Annotated in this window: 17 protein-coding genes and 1 tRNA gene; 7 read left to right on the top strand and 11 right to left on the bottom strand. The window is 52.9% G+C overall.

Annotation, left to right across the window (positions count from 1 at the left end; all coding sequences use genetic code 11):
- Positions 1-21 precede the first annotated feature (21 nt).
- The gene (locus DTL42_RS06355) at positions 22-396 is read left to right on the top strand and encodes a hypothetical protein (protein WP_147274179.1); all 375 of its coding nucleotides are present in this window, start codon (positions 22-24) and stop codon (positions 394-396) included.
- Between the two features lie 61 nt (positions 397-457).
- Here DTL42_RS06355 and DTL42_RS06350 read toward each other — a convergent pair.
- Positions 458-528, bottom strand: a tRNA-Gly gene (locus DTL42_RS06350).
- 219 nt (positions 529-747) lie between these two features.
- Here DTL42_RS06350 and DTL42_RS06345 point away from each other — a divergent pair.
- Both DTL42_RS06345 and DTL42_RS06340 read left to right on the top strand, forming a co-directional pair.
- A complete protein-coding gene (locus tag DTL42_RS06345) occupies positions 748-1,854 on the top strand; it encodes a hypothetical protein (RefSeq protein ID WP_114367804.1) in 1,107 nt (368 codons plus the stop codon).
- Between the two features lie 232 nt (positions 1,855-2,086).
- Positions 2,087-2,548 (top strand): hypothetical protein, encoded by a 462-nt coding sequence (locus DTL42_RS06340; protein ID WP_114367803.1) that lies wholly within the window; start codon positions 2,087-2,089, stop codon positions 2,546-2,548.
- 34 nt (positions 2,549-2,582) lie between these two features.
- Here DTL42_RS06340 and DTL42_RS06335 read toward each other — a convergent pair whose 3' ends face one another.
- The 3 genes from DTL42_RS06335 to DTL42_RS06325 form a co-directional block, all read right to left on the bottom strand.
- Positions 2,583-4,613: a redoxin domain-containing protein gene (locus tag DTL42_RS06335; protein ID WP_199590033.1), complete on the bottom strand. Its 2,031-nt coding sequence runs from the start codon at positions 4,611-4,613 to the stop codon at positions 2,583-2,585.
- A gap of 124 nt (positions 4,614-4,737) precedes the next feature.
- The gene (locus DTL42_RS06330) at positions 4,738-5,871 is read right to left on the bottom strand and encodes a polysaccharide biosynthesis/export family protein (RefSeq protein ID WP_114367802.1); all 1,134 of its coding nucleotides are present in this window, start codon (positions 5,869-5,871) and stop codon (positions 4,738-4,740) included.
- 23 nt (positions 5,872-5,894) lie between these two features.
- Positions 5,895-7,664, bottom strand: a complete 1,770-nt coding sequence (locus DTL42_RS06325) for a tetratricopeptide repeat protein (protein ID WP_114367801.1) — start codon at positions 7,662-7,664, stop codon at positions 5,895-5,897.
- A gap of 349 nt (positions 7,665-8,013) precedes the next feature.
- Between DTL42_RS06325 and DTL42_RS06320 the strand changes: the two genes are divergently transcribed.
- Complete coding sequence (locus DTL42_RS06320) at positions 8,014-9,657, top strand: diguanylate cyclase (RefSeq protein WP_114367800.1); 1,644 nt, start codon at positions 8,014-8,016, stop codon at positions 9,655-9,657.
- 41 nt (positions 9,658-9,698) lie between these two features.
- Here the strand turns inward: DTL42_RS06320 and DTL42_RS06315 are convergent, their stop codons facing one another.
- The 4 genes from DTL42_RS06315 to hisI form a co-directional block, all read right to left on the bottom strand.
- Positions 9,699-10,295: a hypothetical protein gene (locus DTL42_RS06315; protein ID WP_147274178.1), complete on the bottom strand. Its 597-nt coding sequence runs from the start codon at positions 10,293-10,295 to the stop codon at positions 9,699-9,701.
- 67 nt (positions 10,296-10,362) lie between these two features.
- A protein-coding gene (gene prfB, locus DTL42_RS06310) for a peptide chain release factor 2 (protein WP_338065617.1) occupies positions 10,363-11,473 on the bottom strand; the annotation gives its coding sequence in 2 pieces (ribosomal slippage) (positions 10,363-11,403 and positions 11,405-11,473; 1,110 coding nt in all).
- Positions 11,474-11,576: 103 nt separating this feature from the next.
- Positions 11,577-12,044 (bottom strand): RidA family protein, encoded by a 468-nt coding sequence (locus DTL42_RS06305; RefSeq protein ID WP_114367797.1) that lies wholly within the window; start codon positions 12,042-12,044, stop codon positions 11,577-11,579.
- Positions 12,045-12,062: 18 nt separating this feature from the next.
- Positions 12,063-12,452 carry a phosphoribosyl-AMP cyclohydrolase gene (gene hisI, locus DTL42_RS06300; protein WP_114367796.1) on the bottom strand — a complete coding sequence of 130 codons (390 nt, stop codon included), beginning with the start codon at positions 12,450-12,452 and terminating at the stop codon, positions 12,063-12,065.
- A gap of 349 nt (positions 12,453-12,801) precedes the next feature.
- Here hisI and DTL42_RS06295 point away from each other — a divergent pair, with 349 nt between their 5' ends.
- Positions 12,802-13,416, top strand: coding sequence for a glycosyltransferase family 2 protein (locus tag DTL42_RS06295; RefSeq protein WP_147274177.1), 615 nt, complete (start codon positions 12,802-12,804; stop codon positions 13,414-13,416).
- A 526-nt stretch (positions 13,417-13,942) separates the two neighbouring features.
- On the top strand, positions 13,943-14,476 hold the full coding sequence (locus DTL42_RS06290; RefSeq protein WP_114367794.1) for a helix-turn-helix domain-containing protein: 534 nt from the start codon (positions 13,943-13,945) through the stop codon (positions 14,474-14,476).
- Positions 14,477-14,570: 94 nt separating this feature from the next.
- On the opposite strand, the gene fhcD is transcribed toward DTL42_RS06290, so the two are convergent.
- The gene (gene fhcD / locus DTL42_RS06285) at positions 14,571-15,455 is read right to left on the bottom strand and encodes a formylmethanofuran--tetrahydromethanopterin N-formyltransferase (RefSeq protein ID WP_114367793.1); all 885 of its coding nucleotides are present in this window, start codon (positions 15,453-15,455) and stop codon (positions 14,571-14,573) included.
- A 180-nt stretch (positions 15,456-15,635) separates the two neighbouring features.
- Here fhcD and hemG point away from each other — a divergent pair, with 180 nt between their 5' ends.
- The gene (hemG, locus tag DTL42_RS06280; RefSeq protein WP_114367792.1) at positions 15,636-17,081 is read left to right on the top strand and encodes a protoporphyrinogen oxidase; all 1,446 of its coding nucleotides are present in this window, start codon (positions 15,636-15,638) and stop codon (positions 17,079-17,081) included.
- On the opposite strand, the gene DTL42_RS06275 is transcribed toward hemG, so the two are convergent.
- Positions 17,063-17,650, bottom strand: coding sequence for a hypothetical protein (locus DTL42_RS06275; protein ID WP_114367791.1), 588 nt, complete (start codon positions 17,648-17,650; stop codon positions 17,063-17,065). The two genes, hemG and DTL42_RS06275, sit on opposite strands and share 19 nt — an antisense overlap.
- A gap of 455 nt (positions 17,651-18,105) precedes the next feature.
- Entirely contained in the window at positions 18,106-19,242 is a 1,137-nt protein-coding gene (locus tag DTL42_RS06270) for a glycosyltransferase family 4 protein (RefSeq protein WP_114367790.1), read from the bottom strand.
- Positions 19,243-19,438 lie beyond the last annotated feature (196 nt).

Below are 19,438 nucleotides of genomic sequence, written 5' to 3'. Positions count from 1 at the left end.
CGAGATTGGGGTATGTTTGTAATGAAAAATTTGATTTTCACGCTTAGCCTTGTCCTGGTAGCGTCGTTCGTCGGTGGTAACGCCGAAGGGGCGACTTTGTTCGTGCTTGAGGGGAATGCGAGCCGTGAGCCCATTCGGATGTCGATTGAAGACATCGCCACGATTCAGCCATCAGCGATTGCAGGCTCGGTAATCACCACTTCGGTCGAAGGACTGGCGCAAGCACGACTATACGACGTTCAAAAGATCAACGGCGAGATGCCGTTGTTAGGGCCTGCGAACAAGCGGGTCTTGGTTTTGCCGGTTGGCAGAGGCAAAGTGAAGGTCCACGTAAGAATCAAATCACCTACCAGCAACTCGCTGCAGATCGAGACCTACGAATTCGAGGTGAAATAGATCGGTTTCCGTAGCTAGATGCACAAAAAAAGCCCACACCGAAAGATGTGGGCTTTTCTAAAGCGGGTGAAGGGAATCGAACCCTCGTAACTTGCTTGGGAAGCAAGGGCTCTACCATTGAGCTACACCCGCAGGCGTACTTGATAATATACCGCCACTAGCTGCCAAAGCAAGGATGCCGCTTTGCTAATTCCACGGCTAGGGCAGGGAACGGTCGTACGGATCGATCGGGCTCTAACGAACAGGTTGCGCTTAACCTCCAGGTTTCTCGGCAGGTTTCTCTCCCGCGTCCTCCTCTATCGCGCACACTTTGGAAACTCTCCCGAGAACCAAATCCCGGTCGAATGCGGTATGTCTTGTTATTGGAAGGAATCTGAACGTATCTTTTGGCTGGCCGTGTACATTTATGTCACGGTGATGCTTGTGTCGTCCTTTCCCGGCACGGCCTCAGCCCAGACGATCTCGCGGCCGGCGACATTGGCCGAACTGAGCTGGGCAGCTGAAGGAGATCACCTCGCCGCAGCCGAGCGAGAGCAAGCGCAACAACGTCTCCGCGACCACTGCACATGGATGGAAAACCATTTACCATCGCAATGGGGCCGAATGGGATTGAAAGAGCGGGGGGAGTGGGTTTTTCAGTCGATGCACGATCAACTGCTGACTGGAGAGTACGATGAAGACCAGAACTTGCTTAGCGTGGCGCTGCTTGAAGGAAATTACAACTGCGTTTCGGCGACCATTCTCTATCAGGTGTTGGCCGACCATGCCGGCCTACCCACCATGGCGATGCAAACGCGAGGGCATGTCTGGTGCCGGCTGTTAAGTCGTCCCATTCTCGATATCGAGACAACGTGCCCGACTTGGTTCTTGTTGGAACCGCACGACCAAGAGCAAGCACCGGCAGTCCAAGCAGGCGATTCGGCAAGTGTCCTTTCCTCGCGTGGCTTAGCCGCCAAAATACCTTATAACCAAGCCAGCTTGGCAGCGGCTCAAAGCGAGTATTCTACGGCGATCCAGCTACTCGATCGCGCGTTGGCCCTCGATCCCCAAGACCCTGCCGCCATGAAAAACCGCGTGGCGATCCTCAATAATTGGGCGGTTCTTTGCGTTGGTCAGCATGATTGCGATCAGGCTTTCAAGGTGCTCCAACAGATCGAAGCTCAAGCTGTTGGCGACGAGCAATTAACAGAGAACCGCCGCCGCATTGTTGATGCTGTCATCGACCAATGGTGCCGCGATGGTCGCTACGAGGATGCCGTGCGTTTGGCGCAATGGAAGCCTGGGGAAAGCCGGCTTTCTGTACGTTCTATCTATGAGAGCTGGATCGATGATGCCAAATCGCGGGGCGAATGGTTCGAGGCCAAAAACGTTTTACATTCGGCGATGGCCGCTCTGAGCGACGATCCGCTATCCGTAGCCCAGCTTAAACGTCAATATCGGCATCTTCTCCCCAGCTAACGAGAATTGCGACCATCCGCAATCGTTTATCTTTAGATTTGCCATCAGCATATCATGAAGTATTTATTTCAATAGTTCCGCAGCGATTTTCGTGACGAAGGTAGCAGCAACTGCCTGGCCTTGCGGCTTAGCTATTGTGCCAGAATACGCCTGCCAGATTAAACCTGGCGATGGAACTCGTCGTACAGTCTCTAGTCTTTCGACTCCGATTTCCCCCACCAGGTGATGCACCATGGCGAATGGATCACACGCCGTTTCGATTGTGTCTGAGTTTGCTTTCAGCGCGATTCCTGCCTGTTCCGAATGCAGCGAAGTGAAAGTGCGTTCCACGGTAGGACAATTAATTGGTCGCATTCTTCCGAAGAAGATCACCGACGAACGCCGCAAGGACTTTCGATATCCGTATCCTCACCTCCTGTACATGACCCCAATCGACGCGTCTGGCCAGCCACTAAACGAGCTGACGACGGTGGTCGTCGGCAAGAACATAACGGAAAGAGGAATCGATTTTTATCATCGAGAGCCGTTACCCTATCGCCGTGTGATCTTGACGTTAGAGTCGGATGACGGCACCCGGGCTTCCTTAGTGACCGACCTGTTGTGGACCCGTTTTACGCGGCAAGGATGGTATGACAACGGAGGTCGCTTCTTGCACGTACTGGACCAGAATGGTCCCGATAGCTTGTCGGCCTAACGGGATTTGGGATCAGACAAGATTACGTGTTGAACTACTTCAACTTCCGTAGGGCTTGAAGCAACTCGATGTTTCCTTCCAGGTTATGGTGAACTTCCTCGATGGTGACCTCTTGGTTGCCATTGAGATCAAATTTCTTGAACAGCCCCAGCCCAACCAGCGTGACTTCGTTTTGCTGCACAATGTTGTCTCCGTTTTTATCGAAACGCCGGACGATATCTTGAGCCCGGTTGGCTAGATCTTTTTGGCTTGCCCCGAGAACTAAAAGTCCGATGCCAGGATCGGGGGCCACGCCATCTTTGGGAACTGCAACGTCGAAGTAGCCAATCATCATTTCATCACTCGTTTGATCCCCCCAGCGAACCGTTGTTGTTGGATCGGGATTAAACAGATTATTCTTCGAGTTGTCGAAATGCGCGACAGCGTGAATGTACGAACCTTTCGGCATCTCACGCGGTTCGGCCAGGATGTAGGCGGTTTGCCAGTTGAAATCGTAGTGAGGAATATCGATCAAAGTTTCTTCTTGCCCATCGGGAGAAACATACATGTAGCGGAAGGATTTGCCGCGTAGGTGCATGTGCGGCATGAAACCAAGCAATACCGTCTTGTCATCTTGAGAACGAGGAGAATCGGCTTCGACCTGGTGATTGGCGTCGCCAGGTGGAATCGCGAGACGACGCTGCAATGCGCTGGTTGTATGAATTTCGTGCTTCACCTCTTTTTCGTCGATAAAGGACAGCCCAAGTTGGCTGAGGTCTTCCTGAGGTGAGCCGATTGGCGTGTAGTGCATCTGAAAGATCAAAGCCGAGCCCGCTGGAATTCGCTTCGCCATGCCGTCAGGGTAGTTTTCAGCGAGCTTGCCCGGTACGTAGCCCACCAGAAAGCTGCGCGCTCCTCCTTGGAACTTCTCCATATTGGTACCGGGGGGAATCGCAAAGCAAAGGATGTGGTGAACAACTTGCAGATTGCCAGGGCGCAGTTCGGCTCCCTTAATCCAGACATCTTCCTTGAAGCCAGGATCGACGCGGATGTATTTGTATTCGACTTCCCCTTCCGCCGGGACTAGTTCTGGTTTCCCGGTCTGGGTGATATCTAAGATCAAGTCAGGCTTCTGTGGAAGTGACCAGCCTGGCACGAAGGTCTTGGGTTGGGGGAGTTGCTGAGGATCCCCTTGAGGGGCGCCTGCTTCTACCCAATCGAGAATGGTCTTTTTTTCCTGCTCGCTCAAACTTCGGTCGTTCGAGAAATGGCCATACTTCGGGTCCGCGTGCCATGGTGGCATCCGTTGATCCTCAACCACTTCCGCAATCATCTCCGACCAGCCCACCACCTCGTCGTAGTCTGTCAAGGCAAACGGGGCAATCTCGCCCTCACGATGACATTCAATGCAGCGATTTTGAAGGATTCGGGAAACTTGGTTCGAGTAAGTTACCTGGGCCGATTCGTCCGCTTCTAGGATTCGGCCAATATGGCAGCCCACCGGTTCGGTTTCCTTAACGGTAACGGGCTGGCCAGCGAGAACTTCCTGAATCGCGATTTTGAGATCGTCGCGGGTCGATCCTTCACGGACATTGCCCACCAGAAAATGATCGTCAACGCGGCCTCGATACTGAATGGTTCTCCCTTGGTCCAAAAGGATCACCTCAGGGGTTCGACGGGCGCCGACTTGGTCGGCTAAACGGTTGGCTAGGTCTTTCAGGAAGGGAATTTCCAGGGAATGGACCTTGGCAAAAGCGGCCATTTCGGTAATCGAATCGTGCTGATTGGCGTCGATGGCCAGAATGGTGACGCCGTCGTCTTTGAATTCCTGGGCCAGCTTTTGCAGCGTCACCGTGTACCTTTTCGCCACAGGGCATTCACATCCGATGAATGCCAGCACCACGACGTTACTATCGCTGTAGTCGGATAGCTTGTAGGTTTTGCCGCGAAAGTCTTTTAGCTCGAACTGTTCAATATGCTTGCCAATCGGTTGCGGTTCGATCTTCGATTCGCGGGCGAATGAAGAGACAGCGAGGAAACCGAAAAGAAAAGTGGCGACGGCGAAGCAACGAAGAGGATGGTTCACGATGCGAACACTCCTGGGGATGTTGAAGCGAAGGACTTCCTACTTCGTAAACTGTAACGAAGTAGAGAAAGTTTCGCCAACGAACAATTTTTCCCCAGGATTGGTCGCCAATTTCACCAGGCGGTTAGAACGTAGTCAGCTTGTTCACGCTGATATTAACCCCTTGGAAGGGGACGACGCCGTAGATGCCTTTCGTAAAGACCAACTCGATAAACTCGTCTGCCCACAAAATAGGGCTTTTGGGGACGATTACGATATCGGCGTCGCGAATCCAAAGTTCATCGGATGGGGCTGGGCGTTTGCCGTACAAAGCCCCTTTAAGATCAAGTTTGGTGGCCACCAAACGCCAGTCTTCGGCTCGACGAAAAACCACGATTTCGCGGAGGTTGGCCCCGACGTTCCAGCCGCCAGCCATGGCGACACTTTGAATTGCCGTAGTGGGACCGGTCAACTCATACCGACCTGGGTTGGGGACTTCACCCAGAACATACACAAAACGTGCTGCCCGTTGAATGAGTACCGGTGTGACCTCAATTCCTTCAATCTCGCGAGCATAACGTTCATCAATTTCACGCTTCAATTCGTCGAGCGTCAAACCTTGAGCCGGGATGCTACCGAGCGCGGGAAGCTGGACCGTGCCATCAGGAATGACTCGGCTGCTTCGCTGTTGACCACCGACGCCTGCCCGGCTGTCGACCGTGGCGCGAAGGTCTTCTAGCTTCGTATTGATTTTTACCGGAGTTACCGTGATCGAGGGAACTTTGTAGTACTTCTGGTACTTCTTTTCGAGGTCATCACGCACCTCTTGAATGCTGCGCCGAGCGGCCTGAACCCGTCCCAGCAGCATCACCGTAATAGAACCGTCCGGCATAACCTCGACCCGCTCGCGGTCTAACTGCTTGTCGGTTAAAGACTCGATCTTAATTTCGTCGCCGACATTCAGCCGGTAAACCTGACTGGTCTCTTGGCGTGATAAGCGAAAGACAAAGTCAATTTGGTCGTCGACACGCAAGCGATACTCGGGAACATGCGGCGTTCGTGCAGGACCAACGTATTCCCCTTGGGCAAACACCTGCCAAGGAATCGGACGCCGTGCGTTCCAATGCGGTTCCCCTTCACAGGTCGGGTCGGTCGAATCGACGCCAACCAGGATATCGCTCGTACGAGGATCGTAACCTTGCTCGGCGTATTGAGCCCAAGCTGGCGAGATGCAGAAAGCGAACACCAGTCCGCTGATGATAAAAATCGAGTTACGCATGGGAGGTCGAATCCTTGACCGTCTTATCGAGTCGATTGAGTAGTGCGACGCTGTGCGATCGGCGGAATGTTATCTGCGGGAACCGATTGCTTTAAGTTGGCATTGGCTTGGCCATGGCGCGCCATTTCTTCCGGAGTAACCCATCGGACCGTGTTCAGGTCGCCGTTTAGCTGAACGAATTGTTGAGCCATTTCCGCTTCTTGCTTGGCTCGCTGGGCTAATTCCAATTCTCCCAGCGTTTCGTGAATCGAAGCGAGGTTTTGCCAGATTTCAGGACGGGGAACCGATTTTACGCCTTGCAGCAAAGCTTGCTTGGCTTCCTCGAACTGGCCGTAACGTGCCAGCAACACGCCCAATTCGTTGGCTGCTTCAAAGTTCCGTCCATCGATTGCCAAGGCGGTTTGAAACAAGGCAATCGAGCGAGGCCCGATCAAGGTCCGATTGTCGCCGGCAGTTTGATACAGGTATTCCTGGATTCGCCCCATGCCAACCAACGCACGTGATGTTTCGGGAATGCCCGCACAGGCCACCATTAGTTTCTGCTGAGCAAACGAAAAATACTGTTGCGTTGCGGTAAGCGTGGTTTCGTGTTCTAGGTCTTTGTCTTTGAGCACCGGCGTGCGATGCGAGCTAACCACCAAGTCAAGATCGACATTCGCTTCTAGACGAGCCCCGGAGGGAATGAAGTCGCCCGCCTCGTCCAAGGCTGCCAGGGCTTCGGCCAAGGCATCGCTATGGCGGTGTGTTCGTTCCGCCGTATCGAGCGTTTGAGTCGCGAGCCGCAAGGCCTGAATGAATTCTGCCCGAGCGGAAAAGTAAGCACCTCGTTGGGCGAGAACTAAGCCATGATCGACTAGCGAGTTCATCCTTCCTCGCACGGCGATCAATGCATGATCGATCTCCGGACGTGATTGCGGCGGAGGTGTTACCTGTTCGGGCGAAGGTCGTGCCGGCTGCCGGGGGGCAGGGACAGATAGGCCAGGCCCTTTGAGGTCTTCGACGGTATTGCGTGCAGGCGCTAAAGCTGGATTGGCCGGAGTGGCAGCAGGAGCAAGGCTAACAAAGGAAGCTGGTGGTCCGCTGACGAATGGCCCCTGGGGAGCTTCAAAATCAAGATTGGGCTTGGGCTGCGCGTTATCTTGCGTGAATCGGCCTGTGGGAGGCAGGTTCCGAAGATAGTTTGGCTCGATGGTTTGACGTGGCACCGGCGCTGGTTGAGGAGCAACCGTTTCGAAACGCGGATGCGATTCAATCGGCGGGGCAATCCGCTGGGGAAGATCTTGGGGCGATGGTTCGAGTATTAACGCCGATTGTTGCGAAGGAGGAGCAATTGTCGGCGGATTCAAATCCAGCGGGGCTTGGGGGGTATCGAAGTGGCCTGGTGGTTGGCTGGGGCGATTTATTGGGGCTGCAGCGACTTGCGGTGTTATTTCACTTGGTGCGGATTGTTCCGGTTTGACCGAGCGCTCGATCTTCAAGGGAAAGCGAATCTTATCGAGCGAGACCGAAGGGTTGGGGGCCGACTCCGATTCGACCGGAGGAGTGCGCTCGGGCGAGATGTGCGGGTTATCAACGATGTTCTTGTAGGCTTCGCTGATGGAAAGGTGCGCTGCCAATTGGGTCATTGGACGCACATTGTCCGGCGCATTAAACGGTTGCGGAGCGGATACTGGGGTAACCGGTTGCTCTGGCTTGTTGGCAAGTTCCGAACCACGCTGACACCCGATAACGGTTGTAACCGTTAAAGTCAGCGCGATGGCAACTCTTCGAGCTGGGGGCAGAAGTCGATTCATCAGTCCATCCATGAAAGGGGACGGCAAGACACACTCCGATCCGTGGAATGAGGCCGTTAATTCCTATCAACGGAATCGACCAATCCTAAACGATGCAATCACTCAAATCGACGCAACACGGCTACCAACTAGGGCGCTGGGCTGGCACACCTGATACACATAGCAGGAGGGGAACCTTCCTAACAATCGTTACCATCCGCAAACGATGGATGGAAGACGATACGTGTGGTGGTGTTAAAATTCTCTAAGAATTCAATAAAAGACTACCTCTCAATCAATTGTAATCTACCCTTGGAAGATCTTAGATTGGGAGAAGTCGGCGCAGAATCTCGTAATATAGAGAGCGGAATTGAATACTCCAGCGGATCCACAATTCGATTGCTGTCCGATTCGCAGCCGCGTGTTGGTTGTGGATGACGACAAGCTTATTCGAACTCTCATCTGCGAGTTTCTGACGCGTGAAGGATACGAAATTGTCCAGGCTGCAAATTGCTTGGAAGCCCTTGAGCTATTAGAAGACCCCAAGCATAAATTCAAGTTCATGGTTACCGACTGGGAGTTGCCAGACGGTAACGGTATCGACTTGATTCGCCATGCTCGCCACTTGGTCCAATCGCATTACATGTATATCGTGATGGCCACATCGCATGGCAATCGCGAGAATCTGACAACGGCGTTCAATGCTGGTGCGGATGATTTTCTCACCAAGCCCATCGACCGAAGCGAGTTGATCGCGCGGATACGGGCCGGGCAACGAATTCTTAATCTAGAAACGCGCCTGACTCAACTGGCAAACTCCGATGAGTTAACAGGGTTGCCAACACGGCGGGTCTTCGAGGAATTAGTTGCTAAGGAATGGAGCCGGGCACAACGCTACCGTTTGCCGTTGTCTTGCGTGATCTTTGATATCGATTTCTTTAAGCGAATCAACGACATTCATGGCCACAAGGCCGGCGATCAAGTTTTACGCGAAGTATCGCGTGTGTTTGCCGCTTCGGTGCGGAAGTCCGACATTATCTGTCGGTATGGTGGGGAAGAATTTTGCGCTTTGCTTCCGGAAACAACTTCGGCGCAGGCTTATATCTGGGCGGATAATTTCCGCAAACGCATTGCAGCGACCGAGATTATCCTTGATACGGCTGTCGTTAACGTATCAATCAGCCTAGGGCTGGCTGAACCACTGTCGGAAATGGAAGAATTTACTGACTTGATCGAGATTGCGGATCAATGTTTGCTTGAAGCCAAGGGAAACGGACGAAACCAGGTGGTGGCCTTTAACAGTCTGCATACCCAGATTAGTTGCGACCCGACTGGGCACCTGGAAGATTTTTTCCAAGGGGCAATCGCGGCCGACGCCATGATGCCGATCGTGAGTAGTGTGACACCTCAATCCAGTGTCTTGGCTGTCAGTAAATTCTTTCTCGACTACCGAATTCCTTCTGCTCCGGTAGTCGATGATAGTGGAACGTTGGTTGGCATCGTTTGCGAGAAAGATTTATTAGCGGCGGCGATACGATCGAACGCACACAAAATTCAAATCTCCGAAGTCATGCGGCGCAATTTGATCTGTTACCCTCCGGGGATTAGCCTGCGAATCGTCTGGGAATTTTTCAACCGTGTTTCGATCCGCACGGTCCTGATCGCCGATAATGGGAAAGCTGTCGGCATTATCAGCCGCCATAGTATTCTACGGTGGTTTGCAAATACGGCCTGGAAGAGAAATAGCCAAGATGCTCAGTTCACCTTCCAAGGCGAGCAGGAACAACGCTTGGCGGTACTACGTTTAGATCATGCCGCCAAACTGCTGGCAGAAACCTCGCGGCAACTTACTGCGGATGTCCAATCGCGGATTCCGGAAGAACATGGAGCGATGGTCGTCGGAACCGTTTCGAAAATGCAAGACCTCATGGTCGAGCTACTTGCATCGGTTGGCGGTATCGACTGCAATGGCGTGCTTAACATCGATCCAACGATTGAGTCTTGCGGCGAGTGACCGCGACCTGACTTTTGCCAAGTCGACAAGTCTAGCGTTCTTTAACGAACCCAGATCTCATAGATCCATTGAATCGTCTTGGGGAACGGCTCTAAATCCAACGATGCGTTGACCTCAAAGCCACTCTGATTCGCGGGAATTTCAGGCGTGGGGAATTGATCTTGCGGAATCACATCGACGCATAGTTCGACACCATTGATCTTCCACACCCACGGTCCGTCTTGTTCCAGTGTGGGTTCACTTTTCTCTTCGAGAATCAAGCCATAGCGACTGCAGATTCGCATCGGGTAACCCTGCATCCGGCAGGCAACCGAAAAGCGGATTTTGCCTGGTTCACTGGTTGGTTCGACGGCAGCAGACCAGTGGCTGTCGCCTGCCTTGCCGACCAACATGGCAATAGTACCGGTACCACGTTCTTCGAGGTGTATCTCTTGAAAAGGAGGACTTTCGGGCCAGTCTTCGTCGTCCTGCGAACCTTCGATCGATGCAAAGACTGGCGTGCATTGTTCCCCTTGAACCAAAGCAACCACGTGCGCAAAGCGATCTTGATGCTTTACAAAGCTGACAAACAGCCCGGTCTCGTCCGCGCGGATCGATTCCACGAATGGGTCGGTGGGTTCTGAAGAGGCTTGCGACACGACGTTGAACTCCTGATATTCCAAAGGCGTGTTGCTAAGGCTCCTGAGAGCAACACGCCGGAGGGGCTTAATTTTGAGGCGATTCCTGGCCGACTCGCCAGCGAAGGTAAGAATCGAGAAATCCTTGGATTTCCCCATTCATCACGCTATGAAAACTACCCACATAGAAACCCGTCCGTGCGTCTTTCACACGTTGATCGGGGTGTAGGAAGTAGTTCCGAATCTGAGAGCCGAAACCGATCTTGGCTTGCGTTTTATACTTTTCCGCTTGCTCGCTTTCCCGGCGTTCTTCTTCAATTCGGGCAATTCGTGAACGTAGCATCTTCCAAGCTTGCGCCCGGTTTTTATGCTGGCTGCGTTCATTCTGGCACTGCACAACAATCCCGGTGGGAATGTGGGTTAAACGAACCGCGCTATCGGTCTTGTTAACGTGCTGACCGCCAGCGCCGCTGGCACGGTAAGTGTCGGTACGCACATCGTCTTCATCGATATCGACTTCTTCGCTATCAGGAATTTCTGGCGAGACGTCTACTGCCGCAAAGCTCGTTTGTCGCTTGCCTTCGGAGTTGTACGGGCTGATTCGGACCAAGCGGTGCATGCCCGTTTCCCCTTTAAGGTAGCCATAAGCCATCGGGCCACGCACGACGAAGGTCGCATTGTTGATGCCTGCTTCTTCGTTTTCGGTGCGATCGATTAACTCGACCGCGTAGTCGTGTTGATCGGCCCAACGACCATACATAATCAGCAGCATCTCGGCCCAGTCGTTGGCATCGGTGCCGCCGTCGCGAGCGTTGATCGTAACGATCGCTCCGCAGTTATCATACGGACCGTCGAGCAGCGCCTTCAGTTCTAACGCTTCCAGGGTTTGTTCTAGTTGCTCGACTTGCCCAGGTACCTCCGCCGCTAATGAATCGTCTTCCTCGGCCATTTCGAGCATGACATCAAGGTCTTCAATTCCACCCAGGCATTCGTCTAAAGGCTCGATCAAGCTGCGCAACGATTTCATTTGGCCCACGGTCTCTTGGGCTTTTTCTTGGTTGTCCCAGAAATCAGGGGCAGCCATACGGGCTTCGATCGCTTTTAGTTGTTGCTGTTTAGTAGCGTAGTCAAAGAGAGTCCTTCAGTTGAAGGAGTCGTTCGCGAATGCTTTCCGCGCGATCGTAGAATTCACGTTCCATGGCAAGGGCCTTTGTCCCAAAGGGGGTTATGCGCTGAGATGGGGAGCGGTTGAAGTATATCTCTTGGCCGAGCAGGGCGGGAATCTCCCGCCCTGGCCAGTTGCTACTCGGCGTTGAGTTCGAAGATGGCTTCGACTTCCACCGTCATGCCAGCAGGCAAGCTGTTTACGCCAATCGCACTCCGGGCGGCCACGCCGCAATCTTCGCCGAAGACTTCTTTCATCAACTCGCTGAAGCCATTGATCACTGCCGGCTGTTGGGTGAAATCGTCGACGCAGTTGACCATACCAAATGTTTTCACCAAGCGTTTGATCTTGTCGAGACTTCCCAGGTGCGCCTTGAGTGTCGCCAACATGGCGAGCCCCGTCTGGCGAGCAGCCGCGTTGCCCACTTCTTGTTCGACGTCTTTCCCGACTTTACCCAGTTGCAACGTCCCGTCGGGGCTCAAAGGGCCGTGACCTGAAAGGTAAACCAAATTGCCTACGGTAATCGCCGGCTTGTACAGCCCCATGGCCTTTGGCGCAGGGGGAAGTTCCACATTTAAAGCAGCTAAGTTGGCTTCGAAGCTCATGCTATGTCTCTCTGTTATTCACTTCTTATAAACGTCGCTCGGATCGACCAAGCGTGATTCAACAATCTTGGTTTCGTCGGTTCCCACTTCTCGGAAGAAGCACGTACGGTACCCCTCGTGGCAAGCGGCCCCCTTTTGTTCTACCTGGAGCAGGACCGTGTCGGCATCGCAGTCGATCAGAATTTGGCGAACTTGCTGCTGGTGACCACTTTCTTCCCCTTTTCGCCACAGCTTATTACGGCTACGGCTGAAGTAAACGGCTCGACCGGTGGCCAGGGTTTCCTGGAAGGCTTCACGATTCATCCAGGCCATCATTAATACTTGGCCGTTGGCCGCATCTTGGGCGATCGCAGGCACCAAACCGCCTGCCTTATCGAAATCAGGCTCGCGGGGCAAGGAAATCGACATCGCACAACAACTCGTACAAACAGCCAAGAAATGGGAAACCAATTTGATTTAGTGTGATCTTCCGCGACGCGATCGGCAACCGGGTTAGGCCACGAGAAGTGGGTTGGCAGGGAGCGAGAATCGCTTTCTACTGCCCCCGCTCCCGGGCAAGTGGTACAGGCAAATTGCCGAGATCAATCGTCTTACTCGGAAGACTCGGCAAATTCGATCCGAGTTCGCTAGCGTTGTAGTCACTGGAATCACTTTGCCGAATGGTTAGAAGGTTGACCGGTTATTCGGACAACTGGGGCATTCCGCTCCCCAGTCCGCATTGTTTTATCCCCCCAATGGACAAGATCGAGGTTCCGTCGTGAAAAAGTCTCTTAGCATCGTCATGCCGGTTCACAATGTCCAATCGAGCATCGCCGCCGAAGTCGATCGCCTCTTGGAAATCATGGCAGATTTGGCGACTGAATTCGAGCTGATGATCATCGATAACGCCTCCACCGATGGCACCGAAGAAGTGCTATACGATCTCACTTGTCGGTTTCCTCAAGTCCGCTCGCGCCGCTTCACGCCCAAACGGGGCAATGCTTCGGCGATTGATCTAGGATTGGCGGCGGCCAGTGGCGAAGTGGTTATCATCCAGGACATGAATCGAAAATTGACCACGGACGATATTATTTCGTTGTGGGCAATGCACGTCGATGCAACGGCCGCCGGTCAGCAGCAAGTGATTTGCCCGGTAACCCCTCCGAACTACGATCATTTGCTGCCTGAGGATCCTCAACCGCTGACCGAAGACCTACTGCGGCGCCTCTCGGCGTGGGGGGCCGATATCAGCGAGTTGGAAGAAATGCCGGAAGCCTTATTGCCGGAAATGAACGGGACGGCAGAACGTAACGACGTAGTGAAACCCCAAGCTCCGAGATTGAGAATGCCTCGCTTTTTGAAACGTCTTCACGAATTCGCATCTGGCGAATAACAGGCAAATTGGGTTGAGTTTTTGGTTAGTTCAGATGCTGCCCCTTATCGCTTGATCTGGGGCAAATAACTTTCCAATAAAAAAGATAAACGCTTGATTTGACGAATCGCATTCGATAGAATCACCCAGTGCCGAGAAAATGATTCAGGCTCTTTTTCCTCATCATCTCACTCAATTGGCCAACTGTCCTAACTGACTAGGGCGGTCATTTGAGAAAGCTTCGGACTCATTCCGATGCTTGAAGCGTTTTCAGGCACACTTTTCACGAAGTTTAGTGACGTCCTGACTCTCCTCTAGGATGCTACTCGGCTTCAAAACAAGGCTTCGCCGATGGGACTAGGCACCCCTGGCAATTGGGCCTCGATCAAAACTACCGGAACAGACAATCTACTACTTTATTTCCTACAGGCATTTCTAGACGTTGCATGCGCCTAGCTAGTGCTTAAAGAGATTGTTTCGCTTCGCTGGTGGCGATTTTGCGGTCACAGGCCAATCGGTTGAGCCTCCGGAATAGGGAGGACTTCTCATGGCAACGGTTCCATTAAGCATGGACCACGCGGTAATTCCGTTTGCGCCTTCCGAGATGGGCAAAAAGTCCCCTCGCAAGCTGCATCGCATCCGCGAGCTACGTAAACAACAGGGAGTTTCCCTTCGAACGGCCTCTCGGAAGCTTGGCATGCCGGCTTCCCAGGTTCGCGAAGAGGAAAAGCCCGACACCGACCTTCTCGTCTCAGAGCTACTGCAATGGGCCGAGATTTTGGATGTTCCGATCGCCGATCTCCTGGAAGAACCACAGAACAATCTTTCGTCTCCGATTCGCGAGCGGGCCAAGCTGGTTCGCATCATGAAGACGGTCAAAGCCATTTCTGAGCGGACTCAGGAACCCAACATCGGTATTTTGTCGGAAGTGCTGGTGGATCAATTGATTGATCTCATGCCTGAACTGGCGGAGATTAATGCCTGGAATAACGTGGGCCAGCGTCGCTCGCTGAACGACTTAGGCCAGATCGCCGAACGCAGTATTTCGTGCGATTCAATTATCAGTGCGATGCGCGACTAAATCGTCGGCAACACAGCGCTTCACCCACCGAACACTCCCCATTGTGCCCCGGATTTGGCTTGCCTGAATCCGGGGTATTTTTTTGCCGTGTTGGTTAGATAAGATCTTTCAGGTGAAAGTGGAATTTACCAAGCTTTCCACCATAATTTCCCGCTCCAATCGCCAAAACGCCGTCGATTGCCGCAGCTTGCATGGTGGCTTTCATCCCGGTAGCGATGGCCTCTTCGCTGGTGCCATCGAGTACGATTTCTAGAACCGAATTGGCACCTTCCACCACCAGCGAATCGACTCGGCCACGCAGCGTGGGGCAATTTCGGTCAGACGTGGAAGCCGACAGCCCTTTGTATTTCGAGCCAACCTTGCTTCCGCTGCGCGCGACTCCGCCAGGGAATGGAGCAATAACATTGGGTAGCGGGGCCAACGCTTCAATGGCTAGGCGTGCTGCTGTTAGGGCGGTTGGTTGGTCAGTCGCCTGAAAAATGATGTTGCCGCCTGCCACACCTTTTTCGATTCCAAGGGTCTCGACACAGAAAAACTCGCCGTCCATCACGGGAATTCGCCAGTAACGCGTTCCACCGATGACCTTGCTTTTCTGGAAACCATCGCCAAAGTAACGCAATGTTTTTCCTAGGGGCAGGCGTTTTTCCGCTGCCGGAAGTCCATCGAAGACCGCTGTCGAGGCACAGGTCATCACGCATTGGCCAACTCGTTTCGAGATGGCTTTGGCCAGGGCATCCGCCGAGAAACCAAACGCAAGGACCGCAGCAGCAGGGCGGCCGTCCGGCGATTCATTAGTCGGCAAGAGGCGTTCGACGCCCACTTCGGCATCGCAAGCGATTACGCTGCTACCGTAACCGCAAAGTTCGTTCGTGGCGGCTGAAAGCCAATGCTCGTCGTAGGCGGTCACAATTAGCCGGGTATAGACCATCCCGAATGCTTCGGCGAAAGTATCGACGACTTGAGTTTTGCCAATCCGCACGAGATCTTCCGATAGAACAAGGACTTCCAGTCATTTGGGGAGTATGCGAAGCCCTATCTTCCCTTGCGTCTTCTTTTCTGCCAACCCCGCCCAGCGTCGTATGGGTAACCAATTCGGGCTTCTCTTTCTACAATAAAGGGAGGAACTCAAGACGCGAACACCTATGAGATCGAGCCCGCCATGTCTCAAACATCTGAAAATCCACGCCGAGTCGCTGTCATTGGAGGGGGGATCTCTGGCTTGGCAGCCGCTTATCGACTGAACGAACTTGATCCGTCCACCGAGATTCACTTGTTTGAATCCGATTCGAAGCTGGGGGGCGTGCTACAAACTTCCCAGACGGATGATGGTTTTTTGCTGGAACATAGCGCGGATAATTTCATCACCAACATTCCCTACGCGCTGGATCTTTGTAAACGTTTGGGCATAGAGGGCGAACTTCTGCATACCAACGAAGCCCTCCGCAAAGCTTATGTGCTTCGCCAAGGCAATCTGTACCCGGTGCCAGAAGGCTTTGTGCTGATGGCGCCCAGCCAGATGTGGTCAATCGTGACCACGCCCATTCTGTCTTGGGGAGGTAAACTTCGTCTGGCTCAGGAGTATTTTGTGCCTCGGCGCGAAAGTACGGCGGATGAAAGCCTTGAGTCGTTCGTGACACGGCGACTGGGCAAGGAAGTGTACGATCGCCTGGTGCAGCCGCTGATTGGTGGTATTTATACAGCAGATCCGCAGAAGCTAAGCGTGCAAGCGACCTTGCAGCAGTTTGTGGGCATGGAACGTGAGCACGGTAGCTTGATAAAAGGAATGAGAAAACGTTCCCAGACCAGTGGAGAAGGGAAAGAAAGCGGGGCTCGCTATTCCATGTTTGTGGCCCCCAGGCAAGGTATGGGGCAACTCGTCAGTAAGCTCCAAGAAAGCCTAGCCAATCAAACAGTTCATCTCGGCGTGAAGGTGACCGGCGTTCAGCCTGGCGAGGAAGGTTGGCAAGTGCAATGCGATGGACAAACGCAGTTATTCGATGCGGTTATTGTCGCTCTCCCGGCGCCTCAGGCAGCGGAAGTTCTTGCCCAGCAGGAGACAATTGCCCATTACTTACGCCAGATTCCCTACGCTGGTTGCAGTGTGGCAATCGTAACCGTCGACCAGGCGCAGATTCGGCGGCCCGTTGAAGGCTTTGGCTTTGTGGTGCCTGAAATTGAGAACCGGAAAATCTTGGCCGTTAGTTTCTCAAGTGCTAAATACCCAGGCCGGGCACCAGATGGCAAAGTCATCATGCGCGTTTTTGTTGGCGGGGCCTGTCATCCTGAGCTGGCAGACTTGAGCGACGAAGAGATTCGATCGATCGTCCAAAGCGAACTTGCCGAACTGATTGGCTTAGAGGGCGAGCCTGAGAAGTATCTGGTAACGCGTTGGAATGGCAAAATGCCGCAATATCACCTGGGGCATCTTGACCGCGTAGCAGCTTTGGAAGCGGAAGTGGCCAAGTTGCCAGGGTTAGAAGTGGCTGGCAATGCCTATCGAGGCGTAGGCGTTCCGCAGTGCATTCAAAGTGGCGAAGCGGCTGCTTTGCGTGTGACCGATTTTCTGAAGAAGGACATAAGCCCCTCTTACACGGAAACCAACTGATAATTGGTTGGCTCGCCACCAACAAAAGTAACACTGAGTGAAGTCTGTTTCTGTTGATCTTGCGAGAGAGCTTCGACGGCTTCCTCAGGGTTTTGATTGTATGTTTGGGCAAAGCGTGCCTGATCGGCGGCAGCTTTCAACGCGTTCGTTTGAGCGGCTATATTCGCCAACAATGAAGCGGCTTCCGGCGAGCTTTCTAGCAGCGAGTTTACCTGCTGGGCGAAAGGGTCGCCTGGATCGTCTTGAAGTGTACCATCGGAATTGAAGCGAAGCTGATAGGACTCCGGCAACTTAATTCCAGAACTATGGGCCGAGCGGCGGAGGATGTCTTCAAATCTCGATAGCAGCCGTTTGATTTCGTCGCGGATGTCTTCCGCTTGTCCGTTAAGTTGGCCATTGGCTGCCAGGAAGGTGTCGAGGGCCTGGCTGCTTTCGGAAGAAGCCTCGGCTGAAATCTCTTCCGTATCTCTTTCCAGCAATGAAAAGAAACCCTCGGCGGCGGACTGAATGGTCCCGGCCGCCAACGATGCGGCTCCGATTCCAATCGGTAGTGCGGCTGCGATATTCATACGCGATGTTCTTTGGCAGTGTGAGAAGTGACGGTATTCGCTTTCATCGTCCCTTGCGTTAGGGCGACTTTAGCGATTGCGTCGATTTTGCGGCCTGCTGCCTGGTAAGGTTGCTTCGAGAAGAGAAAAAGTTCCCATTACCTACGAACACAATTACCTCATCAAAAAAGAGATAACCGCGAATCCACCTGGTATCAATTTGATATCCTGCCCCAGGCGGCACTCAAATAGGTAATGGGAACCAATTCTACCTTTTTGCCACAATAGCCATGGAATTAAGATGAGTACGACGCCAAGAATAGCCATCATTGATCGCGTAAGCATCGTTTTGACAATACTTTATATCGATAAAAGATAGACGTTGGCTTGAGAGGGGTCAAGATTAAAATCCCATAAAAGGGAGTTAATGCGCAATCTCTCTCCCTTGTGGCTACCTTATCAGAGGGGGGATCTGGCTACGCAGCAGCCAGTTTTGGCTTTTCGACTTGAGACGCTGCGATATTAAGCACTTGTTGGTAGAGGTCGACATATTGTCGAGCCGATTTTTGCCAGCAGAATCTAGCCGCAGACTGTTTCAGTTGGTCGGCGTAATGCGGTGTTTGTTGGAAGGTTGCCATCCCTTGCTGGTAGACTTCGACCATGTGCTCTGAGGAGAAATCGTCCCAGTAGAATGCCTTCTTGCCCCCAACCTCGGGCAGGCTTGTACGGCGGGCCAAGAACACGGGCTTGCCAACGGTCATGGCTTCAATGGGGGGAAGTCCAAATCCCTCGGTTAACGAAGGAAAGACAAACGATTCGCAGTTCTCGTACATCCATTGTCGCTGTTGATCGCTAACTGGACCTGGCAAGATCACGCGATCGGCGATCCCCATTTGGGCAGCCATGCGTAAGATCTCGGTTGCGTAATCCGAATCGTTCTGTCCGGCGACAACTAAATTGCGGCCAGGTAGTTGGCGTAGTAGCTCTAAGAGAACGTGGAAATTTTTCTTTCGGTCGATGATCCCAATCGAAAAGAGAAAGGGAGAGTTTTCATTGAGCCAACGAGGACGTTCTGCGGGAATCTGAGAAGTATCTGGCCGTCCATTATAAATCACATGCAGCGGTCTTTTGCCAAGGTCGAAGTGTTGTTGAACTTCCTCGGCGACAAACCGTGAGATAACGGTAACTGCATCGGCACGGCGAATTAGACGCTCGATTCGGCGGTGCTCTCGAACGATCTTTTTACCATTCTTCTCGCGTAAGTAGTTCAGATCATGGATCGTCAGAACGACTTTGGTTTTAGGATTGAGGGGGAGATATCGAGCCTGCTGATGGGTGGCATGCCAGAGGGCAATATCTGGTGCTGTGATTGCTTGTGACCAACGATACCAGCGTTGGAATATCTCTTTCCGCCAAGCTTTGGCTAGAAGAACATCGCATGTTTTGAATTCATGCCCTTGTGACGCAGCAACAAGCGGTACCGGCTCTAGCTCACGAGCGGCCATTTCTGACGTCAGCGCATGCCCCAAATGGTAGGCAAATTGGCCTAGTCCGGAACAACGGTTCCGTGACTTTTCCAAATCGAGAACAACGCGTATGGGTGAATGATGCATGAAGTTTGCTGTCGGAAACTTCCCTTGGGAAAAGTTATCTCCGCTTGGGCAGCGATAGTTCGACTTCAATTCTGAATAGATCCAAGGAAACCATCAACGGCTTTTCATGGAGACTATTCAGGGCCCAGAGAGTACCTCTTTCATCGACTGGGGGGAATACGAATCTACACGATTGCTTGACCTATTATTTCAGCTG

Source organism: Bremerella cremea, from assembly GCF_003335505.1.
In the GTDB taxonomy this organism is placed as follows: Bacteria; Planctomycetota; Planctomycetia; order Pirellulales; family Pirellulaceae; genus Bremerella; species Bremerella cremea_A.
Note: the sequence above shows the minus strand (reverse complement) of the source record. Positions and strands in the feature narration are given on the sequence as shown.